This is a genomic window from Nonomuraea sp. NPDC049158 (genome assembly GCF_040648335.1).
Classification (GTDB): domain Bacteria; phylum Actinomycetota; class Actinomycetes; order Streptosporangiales; family Streptosporangiaceae; genus Nonomuraea.
Genome location: NZ_JBEZDM010000060.1, coordinates 22,231 through 46,041 on the forward strand (window position 1 = coordinate 22,231; position 23,811 = coordinate 46,041).

Consider the following 23,811-nt stretch of genomic DNA (forward strand, 5'->3'; position numbering starts at 1 on the left):
TCAGAAGGTCTGCCAGGTCGAGGCGGTGACCTGGCAGAGCCGCCCCTTGTGCACCCGCATCTCGGCCGCGGCCACGTCCAGGCTGATCACCGCGAGCGTCTCCCAGCGCTGGTCGAGCGGGAGCGCCGGGTCGGCGTGCGCGCACACGGGCGCCACCGGCGCGTGGCAGGTCATCGCCCGCGCCCTGGCCGTGGCGTCCGGGTCGCTCAGCTCGCCGGTCCGCTCCTCCAGGTGTTCGAGCCTGGCGTACGTGGCCGGCCGCTCGGTGCCCAGCCGCTCCCCCGCGCTCAACGCGCCATCCAGGAAGTGGTTGGCGTGCAGCAGTACGCCGGCGGCGTCCGCCTCGACGACCGCGACGCCGTCCGGGCAGATCTCCAGCGACCTGGCCCCCTCCATCGTGACCACGGTGATGACCGTGGACGCGGACGTCTTCGCCGATCGGGCGATCTCGGTGGCCTGCTCCAGGGTGGTGGCCTCGTCCAGGATCCGGCGCGCGACCACGTGCACGGGCACGCCGACGTTCGCGTGGTCGGACTCGTGGCGCAGGATGTTGAAGTGCGCGCCCAGGCCCGCGCTGTTCACGCCGATCTTGGCCAGCACCCCGAACTCGGTGAAGGTGCGTACCTTGTGCCCTTCGCGCGGCTCGTACGCCCACAGCACCGGCGCGTCGCGCAGGTGGTCGTGCCAGTCCCAGGTCTGCGTCGTGCGCGGCGGCAGCCCGCCGCCGAGCACGACGGCGGTGGAGCACTCGCCCTCGCCGTCGTGCCGCAGCGCGGCCAGGATCTCGGTCCGCGCGTTGACGACGGCGACCTGCCAGGTCGCAAGGCCGCAGCCCGCCGCGATGCCGGCGATCTCCTCGGCCAGCTCCGGCGCCCACGCGGCCGTGCTGTCGAGCGCCTGTTCGCCCAGCTCTCTGACCCGCCCGTGGCTCGCGCCGCTCACCTCGAACAGCCGCAGATATCCGTCGAGATTGGCGTGTACGGCCTCGCGCCAGCGGGCGCCGAACTGCCGTCCCCGTCCCGCCGCGTCGAGGCAGGTGGAGGTGTAGGAGGGAAACGTCGTCATCTGGGGGCTACCTCGTCCATCAGTGCCGCGACGGCGGCGTCCGCGTCGCGGTGGACGCGGTGTCGCTGCTCGTCGTCCTTGTCCTGGCTCAGCTTGAACACGCTCTGCTCGGCCGTGACCCGCACCCGGAAGGCCGCCACGCCGGGCACGATCCTGGCGAAGACCTCCTGGGAGGCCGCGCTGGGCCGCCAACTGGGCGTCCGCGACGACTCCAGCTCCGCCACCGTGCGCCGTACCACGTCGAGGGGGTCGGGGTGCGGCTCGATCAGACCGGTCAGGTGGACGGCCGCGTAGTCCCACGTCGGTACGGCGGGATCGACCGCGTAGCTGGTCGGCGAGACGTAGCCGTGCGCGGCGGAGAAGACCACGAGCACCTCGGGCGCTTCAGAGGAGGGCGGGTCCCAGGCGTGCCACTGCGGATTGATCCTGGCCATGTGACCGAGCAGTGTCGCGCCCACGAACGTGGACTCGCCGCCGCTCTCCACGATGACGGGCACGTGACTGGCCACGGGCACGCCGCCGGTCGCGGTGATCACGAGCGCGAACGGGTTCGTCCGCACCAGTCGCGCCACGTGCGCGTGGTCTGGCGCCGCGAAACGGGGGAAGCTGTACATTCCTCCTACTCCACGCTGCTCAGGATGGCGTCCCAGGCGACCTCCGACGCCAGCGCGCCCAGCCCAGGCGGTTTGAGACCGCCCAGGTCCACCTCGTCGGTGGTCAGCGCGAACAACACGTCGCCGTCGTTCTGCGTGTGGAACGGCTGGATGCCCCGGTGCATCGAGCCGTGCACCTGGCGGCTCAGCTGGGTGAGCTCGACGTCGGCCAGCCGTACGTTCGTCACCAGGACCGTCAGCGTGGTGTTGCCCATGACGGCCGGAGTGTCCGACGCGATCGCGTAGTCCACGCTCGGGTGGCGCCTGGTGTCCTCGTCGGCGTGGTAGTTGCCGCGCAGGATCGTCCCGTCGCGGCCGACGACCACGCCCACGGAGTTGACCACCGTCGCCACCAGGACCTTGACCGCCCCGAAGGTGCCGAAGGCGGCGCCCTGCCCGGCGAACTCGGCCCTGGCGAAGTCGACCTTGCCCGCGCTGGCGCTGCGTCCGGCGCCGCACCTGCCCACGGGGAACTCGCCCTCGACGGCGGCACGCAGCGCGGCGCGGCCCAGCGGCCCGTCGGGGTGCACGGCGTTGTCCCGAGTGGAGAAGTCGTAGATCACCGCGCCCGAGACGAGCTGCAGCTCGTCCCACTTGGTCTGGTTGCTCCGGCGGGCCAGCAGTTCCTCGCTCACCCCGGCCACCGCCGACATCCCGTACACCGACCCGCCGGTCAGGCAGATGGCGTGGTTGTAGTCGTAGCCGCCGCTCAGGCCCACCGCGCCGCCGCGGGCGTCCACTGCGGTCCGCGCGCCCGCCGGGACGTGCACGACGGTGCAGCCGGTGGGGCCCTCGCCGTACTCCGCCGTGCCGACGAACACGCCGGGCAGGTCGAACGCGACCGAGCCGCGCCCCGGGCTGGGCTGCGGGGTCAGCGGGAGGTCGGAGTTACCGGGCACGCCGGCGGCGAAGGCCGACACGGGAGCGAGGGTCACAGGGACTCCAGGAGTTGTCGCGAGTACGGATGTTCGGGGGCTGCGTAGAAGGTGGCGGCGTCGGCGGTCTCGACGACCTCGCCGCCGCGCATGACGGCGATCCGGTCGGCCACGTAGCGGACGGCGCCGAGGTCGTGGGAGATGAACAGCGCGGCGAAGCCGTACTCCGCCTGCAGGTCCTTGAGCAGGTTGAGGATCTGCACCTGTACGGAGACGTCCAGGGCGCTGACGGCCTCGTCGAAGACGATGAAGCTCGGCCGGGTGATCAGCGCGCGGGCGATGGACACCCGCTGCCGCTGACCGCCGGACAGCTCGTGCGGGTAGCGCTCGGCGAAGCCGGCCTCCAGGCCGACCTGTTCGAGCGCCTCGGGCACCAGCTCACCGGCGGCCTTCCCCAGTACGGCGAGTGGCTCGGCGACGCTCTGCCCGATGCGCATCCTGGGGTTCAGCGACCAGTGCGGGTGCTGGAGCACGGCCTGCATCCGCCCGGCCAGGTCCTTGCGCCGCCGGGGGAAGGGGCGGCCGTCGAACCTGACCGTGCCGGACGTGGGCCGTTGCAAGCCGAGCGCGACCCGGCTGGTGGTCGTCTTGCCCGACCCGGACTCGCCCACCAGGCCGAGCGTCTCGCCCTCGGCGACGGAGAGCGAGACGCCGCGCATGGCGTCCAGCCGGGTACGGCGCAGCGGCGGGCCCGTGGTGAAGGAGACCGTGACGTCGGTGAGATCGAGGATCACGCGATCACCTCCAGCTCGGCGGCCCGGTGGCAGAGCACGTCCTTGGCCCCGACGCGGACCGGCTCGGGGCGCTCGGTGGCGCAGCGGTCCTCGGCGAAGGGGCAGCGGGGCGCGAACGCGCACCCTGGCGAGGGACCGGTCAGGACCGGCGGGCGGCCCGGCACCGGCTCCAGCCGTACGCCGGGAACGGCCACGGCGGGGGCCGACCTGGCCAGGGCCGCGGTGTAGGGGTGTACGGGATCGCCGAGCACGTCGGCCGCCGGGCCGCTCTCCACGACGCGCCCGGCGTACATGACCGCCACGCGGTCGCATCTGCGGGCCACGGCCGGCAGATCGTGGCTGAGCCAGACGATGCTCGTGCCCGCCTGCCGGGCCAGTGCGAACACCACGTTCAGCACCTCTTCGCGCACCTGGCTGTCGAGCGAGGCGGTCGGCTCGTCGGCGACCAGCAACTCGGGCGAGGCGGCCATGGCCAGCGCGATCGCCACCCGCTGGGCCATGCCGCCGGACAGCTGGTGGGGGTAGGCGGCGGCCACGCGGGGGTCATCGAGCCTGACCCGCTCCAGGTGAAACGCCACATCCCCGCCGCCCCGACCGCCGTCGCGCCCACCCGGACTCTCGCGGCCGTGTGCTCGGAGGACCAACCGGAGTTGGGCGCCGACCTTCATGGTCGGGTCGAGCGAGGCGATCGGGTCCTGGAAGACGAAGCCGAGCCGCTGCCTGCGCAGCCGCCGCAACGCGGCGGGCGGCAGGTCCAGCACCGGCTCGCCGGCCACGCGTACCGTACCGGCGGCCACCACCGCCTGGCGGGGCAGCAGGCGGCCGATCGCAGCGCCGAGGGTGGACTTGCCCGACCCGCTCTCGCCCACCACCCCGACGGCCTCGCCCGCTGCCACGCGCAGGTCGGCGCCGTCGAGGGCGCGGGCCGTCCCGTAGTCGACCTCCAGGCCGTCCACTTCGAGCAGCGCGCTCATATCAGTGACCTCGTCTCCCTCGGTTCGAACCGGTCGCGCAGCCCGTCGCCCAGCACGTTGATGGACAGGATGGCGAGCACCAGCACGACGCCCGGCCCGATGATCAGCCAGGGGGCGGCCATCATGTACGTGCCGCCCTGGCGGATCAGCACCCCGAGGGACGCCTGCGGCGGCTGCACGCCGAAGCCGAGGAAGCTCAGACCGCCCTCGACCGAGATGCCGACCGACAGCGCGTAGGTGCCCTGGACCGCGATGGTGCCGGCCACGTTCGGGAGTACGTGGCGGCCGAGGATGCGGGGCAGTCCCGCGCCGCTGATGGCCGCCGCGGTCACGTAGTCGCGTTCGGCCACGGCGACGGCGGCAGCGCGTACGAGCCGGGTCATCAGCGGGATCGTGACCAGCACGATGCTGGCCACCGCCGCGAGCTGGCCGGGCCCGGCGACGGCCGCCACCAGGATCGCCAGGACGATGGCGGGGAAGGAGTACAGCAGCTCCACCACCCGCATGATCAGCTCGTTCAGGTAGCCGCCCCGGTATCCGGCCAGGATGCCGAAGCCCGCGCTGAGCGCGGCGGTCACCAGGACGGCGGCCGAGGAGAGCAGCAGCGTGGTGCCGACGCCCTCCATGACGCGCGGCAGCATCGAGCGGCCCAGGTTGTCGGTGCCCAGCCACCAGCCGGGCCCCGGCGGCCGCAGCCGCGGGCCCACGATCGCGTCGGGGTCCCCGCCGGCGTGCACGAGCGAGCCGAGCGCGACCAGGACGAGCAGCAGCAGGCAGCCCAGACCGGTCAGCGACAACGGATCGAGCCGCTGCCTCGGCCGCCTCCCCTTCACACCCTTCACGCCAGCCGTCTCCTTCTCGCCAGCCGTCTCCTTCATGCGCGTCTCCCGAGGTTCATGCGCGTCTCCCGAGCCTCGGGTCGACCAGCCCGACGAGCAGGTCTATCAGGACGTTCATCACGATGAACACGGTGGCCGCCAGCAGCACGCCCGCCTGCACGACCGCGTAGTCCCTGCGCCCCACCGCCTGGACGACGTACGAGCCGATCCCCGGCAGGTTGAACAGGTACTCCACGATCAGCGCGCCACCGAGGAGGTAGGCGGTGATCGTCGCGGTGAGCGTCAGCACGGGCCCCGCCGCGTTGCGCAGGATGTGGTGCCGGACGATGAACCACGGCGTCTCGCCCCGGGCGACGGCGGCCGTGACGTGCGGCTCGACCAGCACGTTCAGCACGGCGTCGCGGGTGGTCCTGGCCGTCGCCGAGATGGCGAAGATCGACAGCACCGCGGCGGGCAGCAGGTAGCCGCTGGTCTGCAGGCCGTACCGGGAGACCACGAACACCACCAGGCTGCCCAGCGCGAACTCGGGGACGCTCACGCCCAGCCCGCTCAGCAGCCGCCCCGCCGCGCCGCCGCCTCCGGGGCGGGCGCGCAGCGCGGTCAGCACGCCGAGCGGCACCCCCGCCAGTACGGCGGCGGCGACGGCGAACAGCGTGAGCCGGCCCGTCACCGGCAGCCGGGCCCACAGCTCGGCGGCGACCGGCTGCCTGCTGATCATCGAGGTGCCGAAGTCCCCGGTGCCGACCGCCGCCAGCCAGTGCCCGTACTGCGCGAACACCGACTGGTCGAGCCCGTACCTGGCGGCCAGTTCGGCCTTCTGCGCGGGCGTGGCGAACGGGCCCAGGATCGTCTCGGCGAACCCGCCCGGCATCAGCCGCAGCGCCGCGAAGATCAGGACGGAGATGCCGAGGAGGGTGACGGCCGAGCTCAGCGCCCGGCCCGCCCACCACAGCAGGAGCCGCATCGTCAGCCCTTCTTGACCCGGGCGTCGGCGACCAGCCGGAGCAGGTTGCCGTAGCCCTCGGTGGCGTACAGGCTCGGGCTGACCCCGTCGGCGCGATAGGCGATCGTGGCCGGGCGGGTGACCAGCGGGATCATCTGCGCGTCGGTGTCCACCTTGGCGCACACCGCGGCCAGCGCCTTGTCGCGCTCGGCGCCCGACGGGGTCTCCGTCGCGGCGGTGATCAGCGTGTTGAGGTCCTTGTCGGCCTGCATGAAGCCCGCGTTGAAGCCGGCGACGTCGGGGTTCCACCAGGTGGTGACCATGCCGGGGTCGGCGTATCCGGCGAACCACGACAGCGCGGCGTCGAACGTGGCGGGCACCTTGCCGTACACCTTGCCCGCCCAGCTCGCCTCGTCCATCTGCTCGATCTTGACGGTGACGCCGGCCTGCTGGAGGTTCTGCTGGATCACCTGGGCGACGGCGGGGGCCGGCTCGGTGGAGTAGATGCTGAGCGTGAACGACAGGTTCGCGATGCCCGCCTGGGCGAGCAGTTCCTTGGCCTTCGCGGCGCCGCCCGCCGTGGCCGAGGGCAGCGTGGCGGGGTCGCAGGCGCCGGGCAGGCCGGCCGGGGTGACGCCGGTGGGCTTGCCCTGGCCGCCGAGCGCCACTTCGGCCATCTGCTTGCGGTCCAGCGCCATGTTCAGCGCCTGGCGGACCCGGGGGTCGGCGAACTTGGGGTTCTTGGAGTTGAGCATCAGGTAGTAGAAGTCGGTGGTGGCCTGGGTGGCGACCTTGACGTTCGCGGCGCCGGCCAGCATCGCGGCGGAGTCGACGTTGCCCAGGGCGGCCAGGGCGGAGCTGCCGTTCTGCACGGCGGCGACGCGGGCGGCCTCCTCGGGCGCGATCGTGACGGTCAGGCTGTCGGCGGCCGGCTTCCCCTTGTCCCAGTAATGCTCATTGCGGGCGAAATTCCAGGACACGTCCTGGCGGTGTGCCTGCACCTTGAACGGCCCGGTGCCCAGCATCTCCTTGGCCGGGTCGAGCGTCTTCGCCTCGATCTCCTTCATCGGCAGGATCGCGGCGGGCACGTTGGCGAGCGCGGCCAGGAACGGCGTGTACGGCTTGGCCAGCGTGACCTTGACCGTGGCCGCGTCGACCTTGGCCACCTTCTCGACCGGGCCGAGCTGCCCCCGCCACACCGACTTGGCGGCCAGCAGCCGCTTCAGGCTGCCCACCACGTCGTCGGCGGTCATCTGCCTGCCGTTGGAGAAGGCGACGCCCTTGCGCAGGTGGAACACGTACGTGGTCGGATCGGGGTTGTCCCAGCTCTCGGCGAGCCGCGGCTGCGGGCTGAAGTCGGGTCCCACGGTGACCAGCGTCTCGTAGACCAGCGACATCAGCTGCCAGGAGGTGGCCACGTCGGCGAGCTGCGGGTCGAGCCCGGTCGCCGCGCCGCTGTCGATGTGCACCGCGACGTTGAGCGCGCCGCCCGAGGGCAGCTTGCCGTCTGCCACGGCCAGGTAGCCGGGGGCGGCGGCCGAGCCGGTCGCCGCGGTGCCCGGCGGGGCCGCTTCCGTGCCGCCGCCGCAGGCGGAGGTGGCCAACACGACCGCCGCGACGCTACCGGCCAGTCTGTATCGCATGACGCCTCATCTCTAGTGGCAGGAGCCCTGGCTGCTCGGCGGGACGTCGAGCGTGGGGTTGCGATCGAAGAACCCGACGGGCTTCAGGGTGAATCCGCACGTGTCGACGGGCATGATCGGCCAGTCCTCGGTACGGGGGAAATGGGTCAGCCCGAACGTGTGCCACAGCACGATGTCCTGGCCGTCGATGTCGCGGTCCGCGGCCGTGTACGCGGGCAGCCCGGCGCCACCCGGATGCTGATTGACCAGGTCACCAGCCGGATAGCGCTCCCGGGGATGGTACCTGGTGACCCAGAGGTGGCTGGTGGCGAACTCCGCCCTGGCGCGGATGGAGGAGTTCTCGTGGGCGAGCAGGGTGGGCAGGCCCTCGGGGTACAGCGCGTAGCCGACGGGGTCGCCCAGGCGGTTGGTCACCTCCGGGTTGACCACGTGCCAGGTCCTGCCCGTGGCCAGGTCCGCGTCGCGCCTGCCCTCCGCTTCGGTGCGCAGCCTGGTGGCCTTGCGGCCGAAGGCGTTGCCGTACGGATTGCGCTCGTCCATGGGCAGGCGTACGACCTCCACCTCGTCCACCGCGTTGGCCGGGCCGTCGACCATCATGTCCAGCCGCGCGGAGAACAGGTGCTGGTGGTAGGGCGCCGCCAGCCCCGGCGCCACCTGCGAGCCGTACGGCGCGGCCCGCTCGTCGTAGGCGCCGGTGAACACGATGCCGGTGGCCTTGACCTCCAGCTCGATGGTGCCGTCCAGGTAGAGGTACCAGTAGAAGCCGTAGTCGTAGTTGCCGACGGTGACGAAGAAGGAGATCACCAGCCGCCGCTGCCTGCGCGTCTCGCGGGAGTCGTTGGCCGGGTCGGTGTGCTTCCACAGCACGCCGTAGTCCTCTTCGTGCATGCAGATCGCGTTCGGCAGCACCTTGGGCGAGCCGTCGCCGCCGGTGACGGTGACGTCGAAGTAGGTGATCTCGCCGAGGCAGTCGCAGCCCAGTTCCAGCGCGTTGGCCAGCTTGCCGAGCTGGTATTCGCCGGTGTCGAAGTAGTTCTGCCAGAAGCGGACCGGGCTCGGGTCCCCGTAGGGCACCAGCATCTCGGCCACCGACGCCCGGTAGACGATGGGCCGGCCGTCGAAGCCGATCTGGTGCAGGACCAGGCCCTCGCGCATGTCGTAGCCGAGGCGGACGTTCCACTTCTCCCAGGTGACGAGGTTGCCGTCGATGCCGAAGCTGGGGCCCTCCGGCTGGGTGATGTGGATCGGGCGCTGGCTGGTGCGGTGCTCGCGTTCCAGGTGGTAGTCGCCCGCCTCGGCGGGGATCGGCAGCACGCCGGTGTCGACGATCTCGATCACCACGCCCTTGAGCAGGTCGACGAAGGCCACCAGGCCGTCGATCGGGTGCGCCCAGGGCAGGCTCTCCTCGGTCGGGCGCAGGTGGGCCAGCACGCGGGCGATCCGCCTGCCCTCCTCGCCCGGCAGGCCGTAGCTGCCCGCCGACAGGGCGGCGAGCCACACCAGGGCCGTGTCGTCCAGGCCGCGCCGGGCCAGCGCCGCGGCCCAGCCGGCGTCGGCGCCGAGCACCCGCCTGACCAGTTCGTGCTCCTCGTCGAGCATGGGGACCTGGCCGTCGGTGATCGGGTCGATCGGCCGGCGCTCCACCACGTGTCCCTCGGTGAGCGAGACGACGACGTCCTGCGCCTGCTCGCTCGCCAGGTCGAGCACGAGGGCGCGGGCCCGCCGGGCGGCGGGCGCGTCGCCGAGCACGTCCTCCTTAGGTGGCTCCTCGATCCCGAGGTAGGCCACCCGGCCGGTGGCGGCCAGCACGCCGTCGTCCGCCATGATCCGCCTGGCGTCCTCGATCTCCTTCGCACTGAGCGGGTCGAGCGGATGCGACCGCTCCCCGACCCCGAGAACCCGCCGTCCAGCTGCCATCCGGCTTTCCGCCCCTTCCTTGCCGGAACGTTCCGGCATGCGGGCCAACATACTTCCGCCTCAGGACGAGGACAAGACCTTTCGCCAGGTCGATACATGGCGGAAACAGATCAACGGTGGCGCTAGCATCAGGGCGTGCACGCAGACGAGCCGGCCACTATCCTCACGGTCGCCAAGACGGCAGGGGTCTCCAAGACGACCGCGTCCGACGCGCTCCGGGGTTCTGGCCGGGTGTCGGAGGAGACCAGGGCCCGGGTGATGGAGGCCGCCGACGCGCTCGGCTACGTACCCAACGGGTCGGCCAGGCACCTGCGCCGGGCGAGCACCGGCACCATCGGTCTGCACGTGCCGGAGGTGCTCACCCGCTCGTCCTACTACATGTCGTTCGTGTTCGGGGTCGTGCGGGGGGCGGCCGACAACGACTACGACGTCACGCTGATCACCTCGGGCCGCCGCACCCCGCGCGTCGACGGCCTCGTGCTCGGCGACCCCCTGGGGGACGACCCGATCGTGGCCAAGCTCATGGACACCGGCCTGCCCACGGTCACCTGCGAACGCTTCACCGGCACCGGCCAGGCCGACGGCGTGGTCCGCTCCGAACACGCCGAGATGCTGGGCCGCCTGATGGACCACCTGCGCGCCTCCGGCGCGACCCGGCCGGCGCTCATCGTGGCCGGCGACGTGAGCGACTGGGCCGCCTCCGTACACCGGGGCTTCCGCGACTGGTGCGTCCGGCACGACGTGGACCCGCTGGTCCGTACGGTCCCCTTCGACTGCCCGGCGGGCGAGGTCCACCGGGCCGCCCGCGAGCTGCTGGCGCTGGAGCCGCGCATCGACGCGCTGGTGTGCGGGCCCGCCGGATCGGCCACGGACCTGCTGCCGCTCCTGCGCGAGGAGGGCCGCGACCTGCTCCGCCGCGAGGAGGGAAACGACCTGCGTCGCGAGGGTGGTCGCCACCTGCTGCTCGCGTCGTGCGTCGACAGCCCCGCCATGCAGCTGGCCGACCCGCCCATCACCGCCATCGACCTGCGGCCCAGGGAGGCTGGGGTACGGTGCGCGGAGCTGCTGTTCGACCTGCTGTCGGGCACGGCCTCGGCGGGGACGGAGCGAATCCACCCCATCGACCTCACCCTGCGCGCCTCCACGCGGGGTTCATGACGCGCTCTCGGCGTCGTGAACGACCAGGGCGAGCTGGACCCGGTTGTCCAGAGCCGCCTTGGTGAGGATGCGCGAGATGTAGCCCTTGACGGTGCCGACGCTCATGTGCAGCTCAGCGGCGATGACCGCGTTCGGCTTGCCCTGCCCCACCGCCAGCGCCACCTCGCGTTCGCGCTCGCTGAGCCGCGCCAGCACCGTCCGGGCGTCGGCCCGGCGACGGGTCTCCTCCTCGGGCACCAGGTGGGCGATCAGCCGCCGGGTGACGCTCGGGGACAGGATCGGCTCGCCGTCCACGACCCGGCGGATGGCGTCGACGATCCCCTCCGGCGGGGTGTCCTTGAGCAGGAACCCGCCGGCCCCCGCCCGCAACGCCTTGAACACGTGCTCATCGGCGTCGAACGTGGTGAGCACGACCACCTCGGGCGCTTGGGGCCGGCCGCGCAGCCGCCGGGTCGCCTCGATGCCGTCGAGCCCAGGCATCCGGATGTCCATCAGCACCACGTCGGGAGCGTGCGCGTCGACCGCGGCGGCCACCTCCCCGCCATCGGCCACCGCCCCCACCACGTGGAGATCGGCCGCGCCTTTGAGCATCAACGTCAGACCGGCGCGGACCAGCGCGTCGTCGTCAACGATCAGCACGCGAATCGACGACCGGGACGGCTGCGGTGGCACCGCCTGCGGTTCTTGCGCGGGTTGCTGCCGCGGCGGCGATTGCTGCGCGGGTTGCTGCTGCGGCGGCGATTGCTGCGCTGGTGGCTGCTGCGCTGGTGGCTGCTGCGGCGATGGCGGCGGCTCGTTCACACGGGCCATGGTAGCCACGCCACCAGCTGGAAGCCCCCGCCCGTCACTGGCCCGCACGCCAACCGCCCACCCGCCAGCGCCGCGCGCTCCGCCAACCCGGCCAGCCCCGCCCCCGCCCCGGTCGTCCCGAGGCCGGCGTTCCCCACACCCGGGCCCGACGAAGCCGTTCCGCCGGGCGGCGCATTGTGTACCTCGACCCGCAGCTCGTCGCCCGCCGTACCGGAGAGGATGACTGTGACCGGCTGGCCGGGCGCGTGCTTGCGCGCGTTCGTGAGCCCTTCCTGGACGATGCGATAAGCGGCGCGCCCGGTGACCTCCGGCAGGTCGGCCAGCCGGAGCCCGTGATCGCGCAGCTCGACCCGCATCCCGGCGCTCCGGGACTCCGCCACGAGCGACGCGAGATCCGGGCGGCCGGGAGACAGCGAGCCGTCATCGGACGGGGGCGCCTCGCGAAGCACCGAGATCACCGCCCGCAACTCCTCCAGCGCCAGCCGCGCGCTCGACCGGATCACCCCCGCCGCGTCGGCCACCTCACCCGGCGTGGCGTCCGCGTTGAACTCCAGCGCCCCCGCGTGCACCGCCAGCAACGACAGCCGGTGGGCGAGCACGTCGTGCATCTCCCGCGCGATGCCGATCCGCTCGGCCCGGCGCGCCTCTTCGGCCCGCAGCCGCTGGTCGGCCTCGGCCCGGCGGGCTCGCTCGGCCAGCGACAGCACCAGCTCCCGCCGGGTGCGCGCCAGCATCCCCCAGCCGGTCAGCGCCCCGCCGAACAGCACCCCCACCAACGCCCACACCGGATAGGGCGCCAGCCCCGGCGGCCGCCAGGCGAACCTGCCCAGCGTCGCGACCACCCCCGCCACCCCCACCGCGATCGCGGCGGGCGGCTTCCGGTAGAGGGCCACGATCAGCGTGGCGATCCCGGCCGCCACCGAGGCGGCCGCGGCGGGCACCGACAACGCGATGACGGCCAGCCCCACGGTCACCGGCCACCTGCGGCACAACCACAGCCCCGCGCAGGCCAGAGCGCCGCCCGCCACATCGGCCACCAGATACCAGCCCGGTGTGCCGCCCGTCAGATCACCCCAGACGACCCCGACCGCGCCGGCGAGCGCGAGCATGAACCCACCCGCCCCGACCACCCAGTCGCGCCGCGACCGAATCCAGCCGGGCCGTACGTCTTCCACACCGGCCACGAACATGACCGCTGATGCTAGCCCGCCCCCGACCCGTGCGTAAGCAACCAAAGTCACTGCCGGAAGACGACCAAGGCTGCCATGGAGCGGCCTTGCGGCAGCAGTGGTGATCACCCGTCGCGCGGCACCGTGGCCGCATGACCACAACAGACTCCAGCGGACGCCGCCGGTGGGCCGCGCTGCTGCTCGCGGTGATCACCCCGCTCGTCGCCGAGCTCACCCTGGGCAATCCGCCCCTGAGCCAGATCTGGCTGATGCTCCTGTGGGTGCCGATCTACGGCGCGGGCACCGTGCTGATCCGCGAGCTGGTACGCCGGCGCGGCGCGGGCTGGCTCTCGACCCTGCTGCTCGGGCTCGCGTACGGCATCGTCGAGGAGGGCCTGGCGTTGCAGGCGCTCAGCAGCCCCACCCTGTACGGCGTCGCCGGGTGGGCGCCCAGGATCCTCGGGCTGAACAGCGCGTACACCGAGCTCAACCTCCCCTACCACGCCGTGTTCAGCGTGGCGCTGCCGATCCTGCTGGTCGACCTGGTGTTCCCGGGTATGCGCGACAGGCCGTACCTGAAGCGGACGGGGCTGGCGGTGACCGGGGTGGTGTTCGTGCTGGGCGCGGCGCTGCTGCGGTTGAGCGTGACGGGCTTCATCGACCCCGGATACCAGGCGCCGCTCCCGGTGGTGGCGGGCTGCCTGGCGGCCGTGGCCCTGCTCGCGGTGCTGGCACTGCGCGTCGTCCCCCGCACCTCGCACCCGATCCCCGGCACATCGCCAACCGTCCCACAGACCGCGCGGCACTCATCGGCTCCGGCCGCCGGTATGGGCGCGGTGCCCGGTTCGTGGGCGGTGGCGGCTTTCGGCGGCCTCGTCGCGTTCGGCTATCTGGCGCTCCTGTTCCCCTTCGGCGGCGCCACGCAGCCCGCCTTCACCCGGGGCAACTGGGTGTGGGTGCCGATGCTGGCCGCCGCGGCCCTCGCGGTGCTCGCGTGGTGGCTGGTCCGCCGCTGGACGACGAGCGGCGGGTGGACGGACCGGCACAACCTCGCGCTGGCCGGCGGGGCGCTGGTCGCGCACACCGCCTTCGGAGTGCTGGCCAACGCCGCGACCCTCACCGAGCGGGCCGAACTGACGGCGCTCGGGCTGGTCATGATCGGCCTGCTGGCACTGCTCGGCCGCGGGGGGCGACGATGCGCGACGACATGATCGCGTGATGCGTGGCGGACATGGCCCTCTTCGGCGGGCCGCGTCAGGTGAAGCTGCCGAGAATGGTGCCGAAATCCAGCATCTCCGGCACCGGCTCTTGCCCGGTGGCGGCCCGTACCTCGCCGTAGAGCGCGCCGATGTGGTGAACGACCGCCCGTCGCACCCCCGCCGGATCCCGGTTGGCCAGCGCGGCCAGCATCGCCCGGTGGTGCGGGTCGAACCGCTCGTCCGCCCGGCCCAGGGCGAGCGTGTGCGCGCGGAACTCGGCCATCTGCGGCACCAGCGCCAGGTACATCTGCAGCAGCAGGTCGTTGTGCGCGGCCCGGATCAGGCTCTCGTGCACCAGCTCGTCGGTGCCCACCAGCACGTCGAGGTCGCCCTTGCGGCGGGCCGCCTCGTGCTCGCGGCAGCGGGCGGCCATGGCGTCGATGTCGGCCTGGGTGGCGCGGACACAGGCCAGGCCCGCCGCGGCCAGCTCCAGCCCGATCCGCACCTCCAGCACCTCGGCGATGGCCGGCCCCTCGGTGGCGCTCCAGCGCGCGAACTGCGGGGTCGGCTCCGGCTCGGTGCGATGCCGGACGAAGGTGCCCCGGCCGCGCACGACCTCGACCACGCCGAGCGTGTGGAGCTTGCGGATGGCCTCGCGCAGCGAGCTGCGCCCGACCTGGAACTGGCGGGCCAGCTCCGGCTCCGAGGGCAGTTGGTCGCCCGGCCGCAGAGCACCGGAGTCGATCTCCGCCAGGAGCTGCTCGGCGATCACGTCGGGCAGCGGCGTGCGAGCCAGCGGCTCGTAGCGGGCACTCTCACGGGTCTGCTCGGCGCTCACGCCGAGCATTCTGCCATAAACGTTGACTGATGTCAGACAACAGACTAGCTTGCCGAACTATCCCGAGGAGGAACCACCAGAGCAGAGGTGATCGCATGATCAAGGTGGGTGTGCGCTTCCCGCCGTGCGGACGAGCGGACCAGGTCGCCGAGGAGGTGCGGCGCGCCGAGCGCAACGGTTTCGACGTCGCCTGGATCGCCGACTCGCAGCTCCTCTGGCGCGACGTGTACACGGTGATGGCCGTGGCCGCGACCCGCACCGACCGCATCGGCCTGGCCACCGCCGTGACGAACGTCGTCACCCGCCACCCGACCGTGGTGGCCTCCGGCATCAACACGGTCGCGGAGCTGGCGCCCGGCCGCGTCGTGCTGGGGCTGGGCACGGGTGACAGCTCAGTGAAGCCGCTGGGTATCCGCCCCACCACGCGGGCCGAGCTCCGCTCGGCGATCGGCGAGATCCGCACGCTGCTGAGCGGGCAGGAGCAGGTGTACGGCGAGCGGCGGCTACGGCTGCGTGACGCCGGGGGCGCGGTGCCCGTGCACATCGCGGCGAGCGGGCCGCGCACGCTGGAGTTGGCCGGACAGATCGCCGACGGCGTGGTCACGCTGGCCGGCATCTCGCCGGAGACCCTCGGCCAGACGATGAAGGCGGCGCGGGCCGGCCTCGCCGGGTCCGGCAGGGCCTTCGAGTTCACCGCCGGCGCCTTCTGCAAGGTCACCGACGACCTCGAACGCGACGCGGCCGTGCTGAAGCCGATCTGCCTGCACATGGCGACCATCGGCGGTCAGGACTTCCTGCGCGTCGCGGGCATCGAGCTGGCGCCGCCGCCGCACGTGCCCGAGGTCTATCCGGACATGGTGCACGCCGAGGACTGGAAGCTGGCGATCGAGCACGCCTCGAAGTGGGTGACCGACGAGATGGCGGTTCGCTTCGCGCGGACGTTCTGCCTGTTCGGCACCGTGGACGACATCGTGGAGCGGGCCAGGCGCGCGGTCGAGCTGGGCGTGACGGGCTTCTACCTGCGGCACGTCGGCAATTACTCACTGCCGAGCGAGCTGATCGAGAGTTTCGGCGGCGACGTGCTCCCCCGCCTGCGCGCTCTCGAAGGGACAGCTCGGTGACCGGCGAATACGTCGTGGACGCCCTGGCGGCGCTGGCCCGCGTGCCCTCCGCCGTGCCCCTGGGCGCCGAGACGCTCATCGCCCCCGACCACCCGACGCTCGTGCGTTACGTTCAGGACCACCTGCGGCCGGCGTTCCTGGAGGTGGGCGCCGACGACATCATCGACCTGCCGCTCAACCAGTTCGCCGTACGGCTGGGCGACAGCCGGGGTCCGACACTGGCCCTCATGGCGTACACGCCGACCCAGCACCACAACCTGATGGCCGACCCGTGGTCGGGCGACATCCGCACCCTCGACGGCGAGCCGTGCCTGTTCGGCCAGGGGGTCACGCAGAACAAGGCGCATCAGGCGTGCCTGCTGGACCTGGCCCGCTGGATCGTGGCCGAGAACGTACCGCTCCACGGCACCCTGCTGCTCTGCGTCAACAACGAGGGACGCAGCAGCCACGACTGCTCGCGAGCCATCCTGGACGCGCTGCCGAAGACCCCTGACCTGGTCATCCAGCTCTTCTGCACCGGGTTCGAGGTGTCGATCGGCAATCGGGGCCGGGTCGACGTGCTCGTCGAGATCGAGGGCAGGACGGCGCACTCCTCGGCTCCGCCGGGCAGCGGCAGAGTGATCGACACGGCCGCCGACGTCGTCGTCAAGCTCCGCGAACTCGACGCGAAAGCCCAGAGCGAGAAACACCCCGAACTGGGGCACGAGCAGGTCGTGCCGTACCTGGTGAGCTACGAGCCGCTGGCCCCGCACACCCTGCCCGGCTCGGCGCGGATCATCGTGGACCGGCGGCTGCTGCCCGGCACCGATCCCGAAGACGCCGCCCTGGAGATCGCCCAGGCGTTGAAGGGGGTGGCGGGTGGCTGCGACATCGCCGTCCGGCCCGGTGTCACGATGCTACCCGCCTACCTTCCGCCTGAGAGGCGAGCCGTGCTCGACGCGCTCGACGGCGCGATCCGTGCCCGCCTGGGCGAGCCCCGGCACACCGTCTACGGCGGCTCGTTCGACGCGGGCGGGCCAGCCGAGCGCGGCATCCCCACCGTCATGTTCGGCGTGCCCGAGGAGGGCGACCTGCTCGGCGACGACTACGTGCGACTGTCGGCCGTACGCGACGAAGCCGCCATCCTGCGTGACACCGTCACTCGCTTCCTGGAGGCGTGAACCATGGCAACAAGCTCCACCAGGGTCGTCCTGGCCAGCCTCGCCGGGACGACGATCGAGTGGTACGAGTTCTTCATCTACGGCACCGCCGCCGTCCTGGTCTTCGACAAGCTGTTCTTCCCCAGCTACGACGACCTGGTCGGGACGCTGCTGTCGTTGTCGACGTTCGCGCTGGCGTTCGTGGCAAGGCCGATCGGCGGCGCCCTGTTCGGGCACTTCGGCGACCGGCTCGGCCGCAAGTCCATGCTGGTCGTCACCCTCTGCCTGATGGGCGGCGCGACGCTCTGCATCGGCCTGCTGCCCACCTACGGCTCCATCGGCGTGGCCGCCCCGATCCTGCTCGTGCTGCTGCGCGTGGTGCAGGGCCTGTCGCTGGGCGGCGAGTACGGCGGGGCCGTGCTGATGAGCGTCGAGCACGCGGCTCGCTCCCGGCGCGGCTTCTTCGGCGCCCTGGTGAACACCGGCGCGGCCTGGGGACTGCTGCTGGCCAACCTGGTCTTCCTTCTCACCTCGCGGCTGTCCGACGACGCCTTCCTCACCTGGGGCTGGCGGGTGCCGTTCCTGCTCAGCGCGGTCCTGGTCGGCTTCGGCCTGCTCATCCGGCTCAAACTGGCGGAGAGCCCGGACTTCCAGGAGGTCAAGCAGCGCGGCGAGGTCAGGAAGGCGCCGCTGGCCGAGGTGCTGTCGCAGCACTGGCGCCGGGTGATCCTGATGTGCCTGGCCTACATCCCGGCCGGCGCCACGTTCTACATCGCCACCGTCTACTCGCTCGGCTACGGCGAGAAGAAGCTCGGCCTGGACCGGGACATGATCCTTCAGCTGGTGCTGCTGGTCAACGTGTTCACCATCGCCGCCATTCCGTTCTTCGGCTGGCTGTCGGACCGGGTGGACCGCAAGAAGATCTTCTGGGTGAGCATCATCGGGATGGCTGCGCTGCCGTACGTGTGGTTCTCCGCCTTCCAGAGCGGGTCCTTCGGGGTGATGCTGCTCGGCTTCCTCGCGCTGTTCATCCCATACGCCGCCAACTACGGCACGATGCCGACGTTCTTCGCGCACGTCTTCCCGCCCGAGGTGCGCTACACCGGCATGTCGGTCGGCTACACGCTGGGCACCGTGTTCGGCAGCGGCCTCGCCCCGATCATCGCCACCTGGCTGTACGACTCGACCGGCACCTCGACGTCGATCGCGCTCTACATGACCGCGGCCGGGCTGGTCGGGGCGGTGGCCACGCTGTTCCTGTCCGAGCGGGCCGCCGATCCCGAGCGGGCGGGCGAAGCGGGACGGGTGACGGCGTGACGGCGTTCCTCACGGCCGGCGACCTGCGGCACGCCTGCGAGCTGAAGGCCGCCCATCCGGACGCCACGCTGATCGCGGGCGGCACGGACGTCATGGTCGGGCTCAACTTCGGGCATACGGCTCCGTCCAAGCTGCTCGACGTCAGCCGCGTGCCCGAGCTTCAGGAGTGGTCCCGCGACGGCGACACGGTGCGGCTCGGCGCGGGTGTGCCGTACACGCGGATCGTCGGCGAGCTGGGCGGCCCGCTGCCGGGACTGGCGCGGGCGGCGCGCACGATCGGCTCCGCGCAGATCCGCAACCGGGCCACCGTCGGCGGGAACCTCGGCACGGCCTCGCCCGCCGGTGACGCGCTGCCGCCGCTGCTGGCGGCGCGCGCCTCCATCGAACTCGCCTCTCCGCGCGGTGTCCGTCATGTTCCGGCCCGCGACTTCTTTCTCGGCCCCGGGCGTTCGGTGCTGGCCGAGGAAGAGATCGTGGCGGCGGTGCGGGTGCCGGCGGCGACGGGGCCCGAGCAGTTCGCCAAGCTCGGGCCGCGCAACGCCATGGTGATCGCGGTCGCGTCCGTGGCGCTCACGCTGGATCCGGTACGGCGCCGCGTCGGCTGCGCCGTCGGGTCGGCGGCTCCGACTCCGGTCGCCGCCTCGGCCGCCGAGGAGTTCGCCGCCGCCGAGCTCGACTGGGACGGCGGCCGCGAACCGCCTGCCCCGGTCGCCGCCCGGTTCGCCGCACTCGTGGCGGACGCGACCGCACCCATCGACGATGTCCGGGCCAGTGCCGGTTACCGCCGGCACGCGGTCGCCGTACTCGCCCGCCGTACCCTCGCGTGGGCCTGGCAGGAATACCGGAGGAGCTGACCGATGCGGGTCGACCTGGAGGTGAACGGGGTTCACCAGAGCCTCGACGGAGTGACGCCGGGCGAGAGCCTGCTTTACCTGCTACGCGAACGGGTGGGGCTGCCCGGCTCCAAGAACGCCTGCGAGCAGGGGGAATGTGGCTCCTGCACGGTCTACCTCGACGGGACGGCCGTGTGCGCCTGCCTGGTGGCCGCCGGGCAGGCGCGCGGCTCGGCGGTGGTGACCGTCGAAGGGCTGGCCGACGGCGAGGAGCTGCACCCGGTGCAGCGGGCGTTCGTGGACGCGGGCGCCGTGCAGTGCGGGTTCTGCACGCCGGGGCTGGTGGTCGCCGTGCACGACCTGCTGGCCCGCTCCGCCGACCCCGGCGAGCCGGAGATCCGCGAGGCCCTCGCGGGCAACCTCTGCCGCTGCACGGGGTACGAGAAGATCTTCGACGCCGTACGGCTGGCGGCGGGGCGAGCGCGATGACCACGACACTGCACGCGACCGAGCGTCAGGGCGTGGGCGAGTCCGCACGCCGGCCCGACGCCGTCTCCAAGGTGCGCGGCGACTTCGCCTTCTCCTCCGACCTGTGGCACGACCGGATGGTGTGGGGCGCGACCGTCCGCAGCCCGCACCCGCACGCGCGCCTGCTGTCCATCGACCCGGCCGGAGCGCTCGAACTGCCCGGCGTGCACGCGGTGCTCACCGCCGCCGACGTGCCCGGCCACAACCGCTACGGGCTCGAACGCCGCGACCAGCCCGTACTCGCCGAGGACCGGGTCCGCTACATCGGCGAGCCCGTCGCCGTCGTCGCCGCCGACACCCCCGAGCTGGCCCGCCGCGCCGCCGCCCTCGTCCGGGTCTCCTACGCGGAGCTGCCCGCGCTGACCGACCCCGAGACGGCGCTGACGGGCCCGGTCCTGCACGAGGGTGGGAACCTGGTCAAACACCTGCGCATCCGGCGCGGCACGGTGGCCGAGGCCGACGTGGTCGTGACGGGCGAGTATGAGGTGGGAATGCAGGACCAGGCATTCCTCGGGCCCGAGTCGTGCCTGGCCGTGCCCGGCGAGGACGCCGGGGTGGACTTGTACTGCTCGACGCAGTGGCTGCACGTCGACCAGGACCAGCTCGCGGAGTGCCTGGCCCTGCCGAAGGACCGCGTGCGGCTGACGCTGGCCGGGGTCGGCGGGGCGTTCGGCGGGCGCGAGGACCTCAGCGTGCAGGCCCACGCCTGCCTGCTGGCGCTGCGGCTCGGGCGGCCGGTGAAGATGAGCTACGGCCGCGAGGAGTCCTTCGCCGGCCACGTGCACCGCCACCCCGCCCGGATGCGCTACGAGCACGGCGCCACCCGCGACGGGAAGCTGCTCTACGTCAAGGCCGACATCCTGCTCGACGGCGGCGCCTACGCCTCCACCTCGGCCGCCGTGACCGGGAACGCGGGCTGCTTCGCCACCGGCCCCTACGAGGTCCCGGCCGTCGAGGTCGACTGCCGATCGGTCTACACGAACAACCCGCCCGCCGGGGCGATGCGCGGCTTCGGCGCCGTGCAGGTGTGCTTCGGCCACGAGTCGCAGATGGACCGGCTGGCGGCGGCGCTCGGCATGGACCCGGTGGAGCTGCGCCTGCGCAACGCGGTCGGCACCGGGTCCGTGATGGCGACCGGGCAGCGGGTCGAGGGGCCCGCGCCGGTGGCCGAGCTGCTGCGCCGAGTCGCCGCCAAGCCCCTCCCACCGCCTCCCGGCGAGCTGCTCCCCGGCGGGACCTCGAACTCCACGCGCGCCGAAGGGCTGCGGCGCGGCGTGGGGTACGGCGTGTCGGTGAAGAACATCTGCAAGTCCGCCGGGTACGACGACTTCGGCACGGCCAGGGTCCGGGTGTTCGCGCACGACGGGGAGGTGTTCGCCGAGGTGCACACGGCCGCGGCCGAGGTCGGCCAGGGGCTGGTGACGGTGCAGGCGCAGATCGCGCGGACCGAGCTGGCGCTCGAGCGGGTCACGGTCCTGCCCGCCGACACGGCCGTCGGCGACGCCGGGACCTCCTCGGCCTCGCGGCAGACATGGATGTCGGGCGGTGCCGTGCGGGCGGCCTGCGCGGCCGTACGGGCCAGGCTGCTGGAACGCGCGGCGGCGCTGCTCGGCGAGCCCGTCGAGGCGCTCGCGTACGGCGGCGAGGCGTCGGCGGCGGCCGCGGTGTCGACGGCGTCAGGTCGTGCCGTCACCCTCGCGGACCTGCTGGCCGCGGCGGACGTCGACGAGACCGCCGTCTTCCGCCACCGCCGCACGCGAGCGCTGGACCCGGAGACCGGTCAGGGCGATGCCCACGTCGCGTACGCCTTCGCCGCGCACCGGGCCGTCGTCGACGTGGATCCCGAGCTCGGCTCCGTGCGCGTCGTGGAGATCGCCTGCGCCCAGGACGTCGGCAAGGCGATCAACCCGGCCGCCGTCGAAGGGCAGATGCACGGAGGCATCGCGCAGGGGCTCGGGCTGGCCCTGATGGAGGAGGTTTTGGTGCGTGACGGGCGGATTCTCAACCCGTCGTTCACCGACTACCTGATCCCGACCACGATGGACATGCCGCCCACCGTGCTCGACATCCTCGAACTCCCGCGCCCCGACTCGCCGTACGGGCTCACCGGAGTGGGCGAGCCGCCGCTGCTGTCGGCGCCGGCGGCCGTCGCGGCGGCGATCAGGGACGCGATCGGCGGCGCGCTCGACCGGATCCCGGCCACGCCGGAGGCCGTCGCGCGCGCGGCGAACCGGTTCCCCTGACCGCGCGACGCGGCGAGCGGCTGATCGGCCACCTCGAGGTTATACCGACGGTCGCGCGGGCGCTGGACGGCCACGGCCTGCGCCTGCGCGACCGACCACGATGACGGCACCACGGTCAGCGGGGCCGGCTCACCGAGATGGCGGGCGACGGCCGGCGCGGTCGTGAAGTCGTCGAGGAGGAGCCGATCTCCAGCTGGAAGGTGCCCGGCTCGACGGCCCAGCGGCCCGCCGCGATGTCCCAGTGCTCGAAGGCGCGCCGCCGGACGGTCACCGTCACCGCGACCTCCTCACCGGGGGCCGCGTCGACCGTGGCGAACCCGGCCAGCCAGCGCCGGGGACGCTCGACGGCGCTGTCGGGGCGGCTCGCGTACACCTGCACGACCTCACGCCCGGGCCTGTCGCCGGCGTTGCGCACGCGAACGGTGACCTCGCCCGCCACACCGTCATCGACGTGGCGGACCTCTGCGGCGCCGTACTCCCAGGTCGTGTAGCCGAGGCCGTGGCCGAAGGGGTACAGGGCCTCGATCTGGCCGCGGTAGCCGATCGCCGGTCCCTCGTCGTAGGTGAGCACGCCGTCGACCGGCTGCGTGGCGGCGCGGTCGCCCTCGTGGAGCGGCCATGAGGTGGGCAGCCGCCCGCCGGGCTCCGCGTGGCCGAGCAGCACGTCGGCCAGCGCGTTGCCGTACTCCTGCCCGGGGAACCACGTGAGCAGGACCGCGGCGACCTCCTCGTGCCAGGGCAGCAGGACGGGGGCGCCGGAGTTGACCACGACGATCGTGCGCGGGTTCGCGGCGGCGACGCGGCGGACGAGGTCGTCCTGCCGCCCCGGCAGCGCGAGGCTCGTCCGATCGAACCCCTCGCTCTCGACCTCCTCGTTGGTGCCCACGACCACCACGGCGACGTCGGCGGCGCGGGCCAGCGCGACGGCCCGCTCGATCTCCTCCTCGTCCGTGCCGTGCGGCGTCTGCAGGTTGAGCTGGAGCGCGGGGCCGGGCAGCCCGCCTTCCGTACGCTCGCGATCATGTACGAGCGTGACCTCGACGCTCTCACCCGCCGCGAGCCGGACGGGGTGGGTCCACTGCGGCGGCGTCAGCATGGCCTCGACCATGTCCGCGCCCGGCGGCAGCGTGAGCACGACGTCGTAAGCCTCCTCCCCCGCGACGAGGAGCCGGTGCCGGCCGAGCCCGGAGGAGCCGATCAGGTACGTACCCTCTTCCGTGGCCCTGATCTGGGCACGGACCTCGATCACGGCGAGCCGCTCCGGCACGACCCCCTCGGGGTAGGAGCCCATCACCCAGTTGAACGCGCCCCCGTCGCGCCGCTCCACCGCGAGCACGGAGCCGTCCCCGTCGAGATATCTCACCTCAGCGCCATGACCCGTACCGTCGGCGGCGTCGGGCAGGCAGAGCCAGGGGGCCCGCGCGATCGGCGTGCGGGTGTGCGCGACGACGCCGATGGCGTGCGTCACCTCGACACCGTCGCCGAGCGCCGCTCGCAGGCCGTCCAGCGGGGAGACCGTGTACGGCGGGAACACCGTGGCGCTCCCGCCTCCCAGGGTCCTGGCGACCTCCGCGTTGGGGCCCAAAACGGCGATACCGCGCAGCTCGGCGGGGGCGAGCGGCAGCGCCCCGCCCTCGTTACGAACCAGCACGAACCCGGCGGCGGCCGCGGCACGCACCTCCGCCGCGACCCGCTCCTCCGTGTACGCCGCGCCGGCGGCCGCGAGGTCCGGGGCGACGTCGGCGGCGGTGCC

At 72.8% G+C, this 23,811-nt stretch carries 21 protein-coding genes; 8 read left to right on the forward strand and 13 right to left on the reverse strand.

The window, feature by feature from the left end; translation table 11 throughout:
- Genes AB0B61_RS54660 through AB0B61_RS54700 form a run of 9 tightly spaced genes read right to left on the reverse strand, consistent with a single transcriptional unit; the run spans position 1 to position 9,742 of the window.
- Entirely contained in the window at positions 1 to 1,065 is a 1,065-nt protein-coding gene (locus tag AB0B61_RS54660; RefSeq protein ID WP_358449766.1) for a C45 family peptidase, read from the reverse strand.
- The gene (locus tag AB0B61_RS54665; RefSeq protein WP_358449768.1) at positions 1,062 to 1,679 is read right to left on the reverse strand and encodes an FMN-binding negative transcriptional regulator; all 618 of its coding nucleotides are present in this window, start codon (positions 1,677 to 1,679) and stop codon (positions 1,062 to 1,064) included. The genes AB0B61_RS54660 and AB0B61_RS54665 overlap by 4 nt, the downstream gene beginning before the upstream one ends.
- 5 nt (positions 1,680 to 1,684) lie before the next feature.
- Positions 1,685 to 2,653: a P1 family peptidase gene (locus AB0B61_RS54670; RefSeq protein WP_358449770.1), complete on the reverse strand. Its 969-nt coding sequence runs from the start codon at positions 2,651 to 2,653 to the stop codon at positions 1,685 to 1,687.
- A complete protein-coding gene (locus AB0B61_RS54675; protein WP_358449772.1) occupies positions 2,650 to 3,387 on the reverse strand; it encodes an ATP-binding cassette domain-containing protein in 738 nt (245 codons plus the stop codon). The genes AB0B61_RS54670 and AB0B61_RS54675 overlap by 4 nt, the downstream gene beginning before the upstream one ends.
- Entirely contained in the window at positions 3,384 to 4,361 is a 978-nt protein-coding gene (locus AB0B61_RS54680; protein WP_358449774.1) for an ABC transporter ATP-binding protein, read from the reverse strand. Before AB0B61_RS54680 ends, AB0B61_RS54675 begins: the two co-directional genes overlap by 4 nt.
- On the reverse strand, positions 4,358 to 5,239 hold the full coding sequence (locus AB0B61_RS54685) for an ABC transporter permease (protein WP_358449776.1): 882 nt from the start codon (positions 5,237 to 5,239) through the stop codon (positions 4,358 to 4,360). The genes AB0B61_RS54680 and AB0B61_RS54685 overlap by 4 nt, the downstream gene beginning before the upstream one ends.
- A 16-nt stretch (positions 5,240 to 5,255) precedes the next feature.
- Positions 5,256 to 6,164, reverse strand: coding sequence for an ABC transporter permease (locus AB0B61_RS54690; RefSeq protein ID WP_358449778.1), 909 nt, complete (start codon positions 6,162 to 6,164; stop codon positions 5,256 to 5,258).
- A 2-nt stretch (positions 6,165 to 6,166) separates the two neighbouring features.
- Entirely contained in the window at positions 6,167 to 7,786 is a 1,620-nt protein-coding gene (locus AB0B61_RS54695) for an ABC transporter substrate-binding protein (RefSeq protein ID WP_358449780.1), read from the reverse strand.
- A gap of 12 nt (positions 7,787 to 7,798) precedes the next feature.
- Positions 7,799 to 9,742 carry a primary-amine oxidase gene (locus AB0B61_RS54700; RefSeq protein WP_358449782.1) on the reverse strand — a complete coding sequence of 648 codons (1,944 nt, stop codon included), beginning with the start codon at positions 9,740 to 9,742 and terminating at the stop codon, positions 7,799 to 7,801.
- Between the two features lie 96 nt (positions 9,743 to 9,838).
- Here AB0B61_RS54700 and AB0B61_RS54705 point away from each other — a divergent pair, with 96 nt between their 5' ends.
- Positions 9,839 to 10,861 carry a LacI family DNA-binding transcriptional regulator gene (locus AB0B61_RS54705; RefSeq protein ID WP_358449784.1) on the forward strand — a complete coding sequence of 341 codons (1,023 nt, stop codon included), beginning with the start codon at positions 9,839 to 9,841 and terminating at the stop codon, positions 10,859 to 10,861.
- Here the strand turns inward: AB0B61_RS54705 and AB0B61_RS54710 are convergent.
- Together AB0B61_RS54710 and AB0B61_RS54715 are read right to left on the reverse strand one after the other, a co-directional pair.
- Positions 10,856 to 11,500: a response regulator transcription factor gene (locus tag AB0B61_RS54710; protein WP_358449786.1), complete on the reverse strand. Its 645-nt coding sequence runs from the start codon at positions 11,498 to 11,500 to the stop codon at positions 10,856 to 10,858. The two genes, AB0B61_RS54705 and AB0B61_RS54710, sit on opposite strands and share 6 nt — an antisense overlap.
- 158 nt (positions 11,501 to 11,658) lie before the next feature.
- Complete coding sequence (locus AB0B61_RS54715; RefSeq protein WP_358449788.1) at positions 11,659 to 12,861, reverse strand: histidine kinase; 1,203 nt, start codon at positions 12,859 to 12,861, stop codon at positions 11,659 to 11,661.
- Between the two features lie 131 nt (positions 12,862 to 12,992).
- Here AB0B61_RS54715 and AB0B61_RS54720 point away from each other — a divergent pair, with 131 nt between their 5' ends.
- Positions 12,993 to 14,051 carry a hypothetical protein gene (locus AB0B61_RS54720; protein ID WP_358449790.1) on the forward strand — a complete coding sequence of 353 codons (1,059 nt, stop codon included), beginning with the start codon at positions 12,993 to 12,995 and terminating at the stop codon, positions 14,049 to 14,051.
- A gap of 43 nt (positions 14,052 to 14,094) precedes the next feature.
- On the opposite strand, the gene AB0B61_RS54725 is transcribed toward AB0B61_RS54720, so the two are convergent.
- Entirely contained in the window at positions 14,095 to 14,877 is a 783-nt protein-coding gene (locus AB0B61_RS54725; protein WP_358449792.1) for a FadR/GntR family transcriptional regulator, read from the reverse strand.
- Between the two features lie 95 nt (positions 14,878 to 14,972).
- On the opposite strand from AB0B61_RS54725, the gene AB0B61_RS54730 reads away from it, so the two are divergent.
- From AB0B61_RS54730 to pucD, 6 genes are read left to right on the forward strand one after another with little or no spacing between them, the layout of a single operon-like run.
- A complete protein-coding gene (locus AB0B61_RS54730) occupies positions 14,973 to 15,998 on the forward strand; it encodes an LLM class flavin-dependent oxidoreductase (RefSeq protein ID WP_358449794.1) in 1,026 nt (341 codons plus the stop codon).
- Complete coding sequence (locus AB0B61_RS54735; protein ID WP_358449796.1) at positions 15,995 to 17,158, forward strand: peptidase dimerization domain-containing protein; 1,164 nt, start codon at positions 15,995 to 15,997, stop codon at positions 17,156 to 17,158. Before AB0B61_RS54730 ends, AB0B61_RS54735 begins: the two co-directional genes overlap by 4 nt.
- A gap of 3 nt (positions 17,159 to 17,161) precedes the next feature.
- Complete coding sequence (locus AB0B61_RS54740) at positions 17,162 to 18,454, forward strand: MFS transporter (RefSeq protein ID WP_358449798.1); 1,293 nt, start codon at positions 17,162 to 17,164, stop codon at positions 18,452 to 18,454.
- Complete coding sequence (locus AB0B61_RS54745) at positions 18,451 to 19,308, forward strand: FAD binding domain-containing protein (protein ID WP_358449800.1); 858 nt, start codon at positions 18,451 to 18,453, stop codon at positions 19,306 to 19,308. Before AB0B61_RS54740 ends, AB0B61_RS54745 begins: the two co-directional genes overlap by 4 nt.
- 3 nt (positions 19,309 to 19,311) lie before the next feature.
- Positions 19,312 to 19,776, forward strand: coding sequence for a (2Fe-2S)-binding protein (locus tag AB0B61_RS54750; RefSeq protein WP_357952680.1), 465 nt, complete (start codon positions 19,312 to 19,314; stop codon positions 19,774 to 19,776).
- The gene (gene pucD, locus AB0B61_RS54755) at positions 19,773 to 22,058 is read left to right on the forward strand and encodes a xanthine dehydrogenase subunit D (RefSeq protein ID WP_358449802.1); all 2,286 of its coding nucleotides are present in this window, start codon (positions 19,773 to 19,775) and stop codon (positions 22,056 to 22,058) included. Before AB0B61_RS54750 ends, pucD begins: the two co-directional genes overlap by 4 nt.
- 115 nt (positions 22,059 to 22,173) lie before the next feature.
- Here the strand turns inward: pucD and AB0B61_RS54760 are convergent.
- Positions 22,174 to 23,811, reverse strand: a 1,638-nt coding sequence (locus AB0B61_RS54760) for a glycoside hydrolase family 3 C-terminal domain-containing protein (protein ID WP_358449804.1), incomplete at its 5' end; no start/stop codon positions are given.

Coding starts and splice junctions, on each gene's coding strand:
- AB0B61_RS54660 (WP_358449766.1), bottom strand. CDS start 1,065: ATGACGACGTTTCCCTCCTACACCTCCACCTGCCTCGACGCGGCGGGA.
- AB0B61_RS54740 (WP_358449798.1), top strand. CDS start 17,162: ATGGCAACAAGCTCCACCAGGGTCGTCCTGGCCAGCCTCGCCGGGACG.
- AB0B61_RS54720 (WP_358449790.1), top strand. CDS start 12,993: ATGACCACAACAGACTCCAGCGGACGCCGCCGGTGGGCCGCGCTGCTG.
- AB0B61_RS54665 (WP_358449768.1), bottom strand. CDS start 1,679: ATGTACAGCTTCCCCCGTTTCGCGGCGCCAGACCACGCGCACGTGGCG.
- AB0B61_RS54730 (WP_358449794.1), top strand. CDS start 14,973: ATGATCAAGGTGGGTGTGCGCTTCCCGCCGTGCGGACGAGCGGACCAG.
- AB0B61_RS54700 (WP_358449782.1), bottom strand. CDS start 9,742: ATGCCGGAACGTTCCGGCAAGGAAGGGGCGGAAAGCCGGATGGCAGCT.
- AB0B61_RS54685 (WP_358449776.1), bottom strand. CDS start 5,239: ATGAAGGAGACGGCTGGCGAGAAGGAGACGGCTGGCGTGAAGGGTGTG.
- AB0B61_RS54690 (WP_358449778.1), bottom strand. CDS start 6,164: ATGCGGCTCCTGCTGTGGTGGGCGGGCCGGGCGCTGAGCTCGGCCGTC.
- AB0B61_RS54715 (WP_358449788.1), bottom strand. CDS start 12,861: ATGTTCGTGGCCGGTGTGGAAGACGTACGGCCCGGCTGGATTCGGTCG.
- pucD (WP_358449802.1), top strand. CDS start 19,773: ATGACCACGACACTGCACGCGACCGAGCGTCAGGGCGTGGGCGAGTCC.
- AB0B61_RS54750 (WP_357952680.1), top strand. CDS start 19,312: ATGCGGGTCGACCTGGAGGTGAACGGGGTTCACCAGAGCCTCGACGGA.
- AB0B61_RS54695 (WP_358449780.1), bottom strand. CDS start 7,786: ATGCGATACAGACTGGCCGGTAGCGTCGCGGCGGTCGTGTTGGCCACC.
- AB0B61_RS54680 (WP_358449774.1), bottom strand. CDS start 4,361: ATGAGCGCGCTGCTCGAAGTGGACGGCCTGGAGGTCGACTACGGGACG.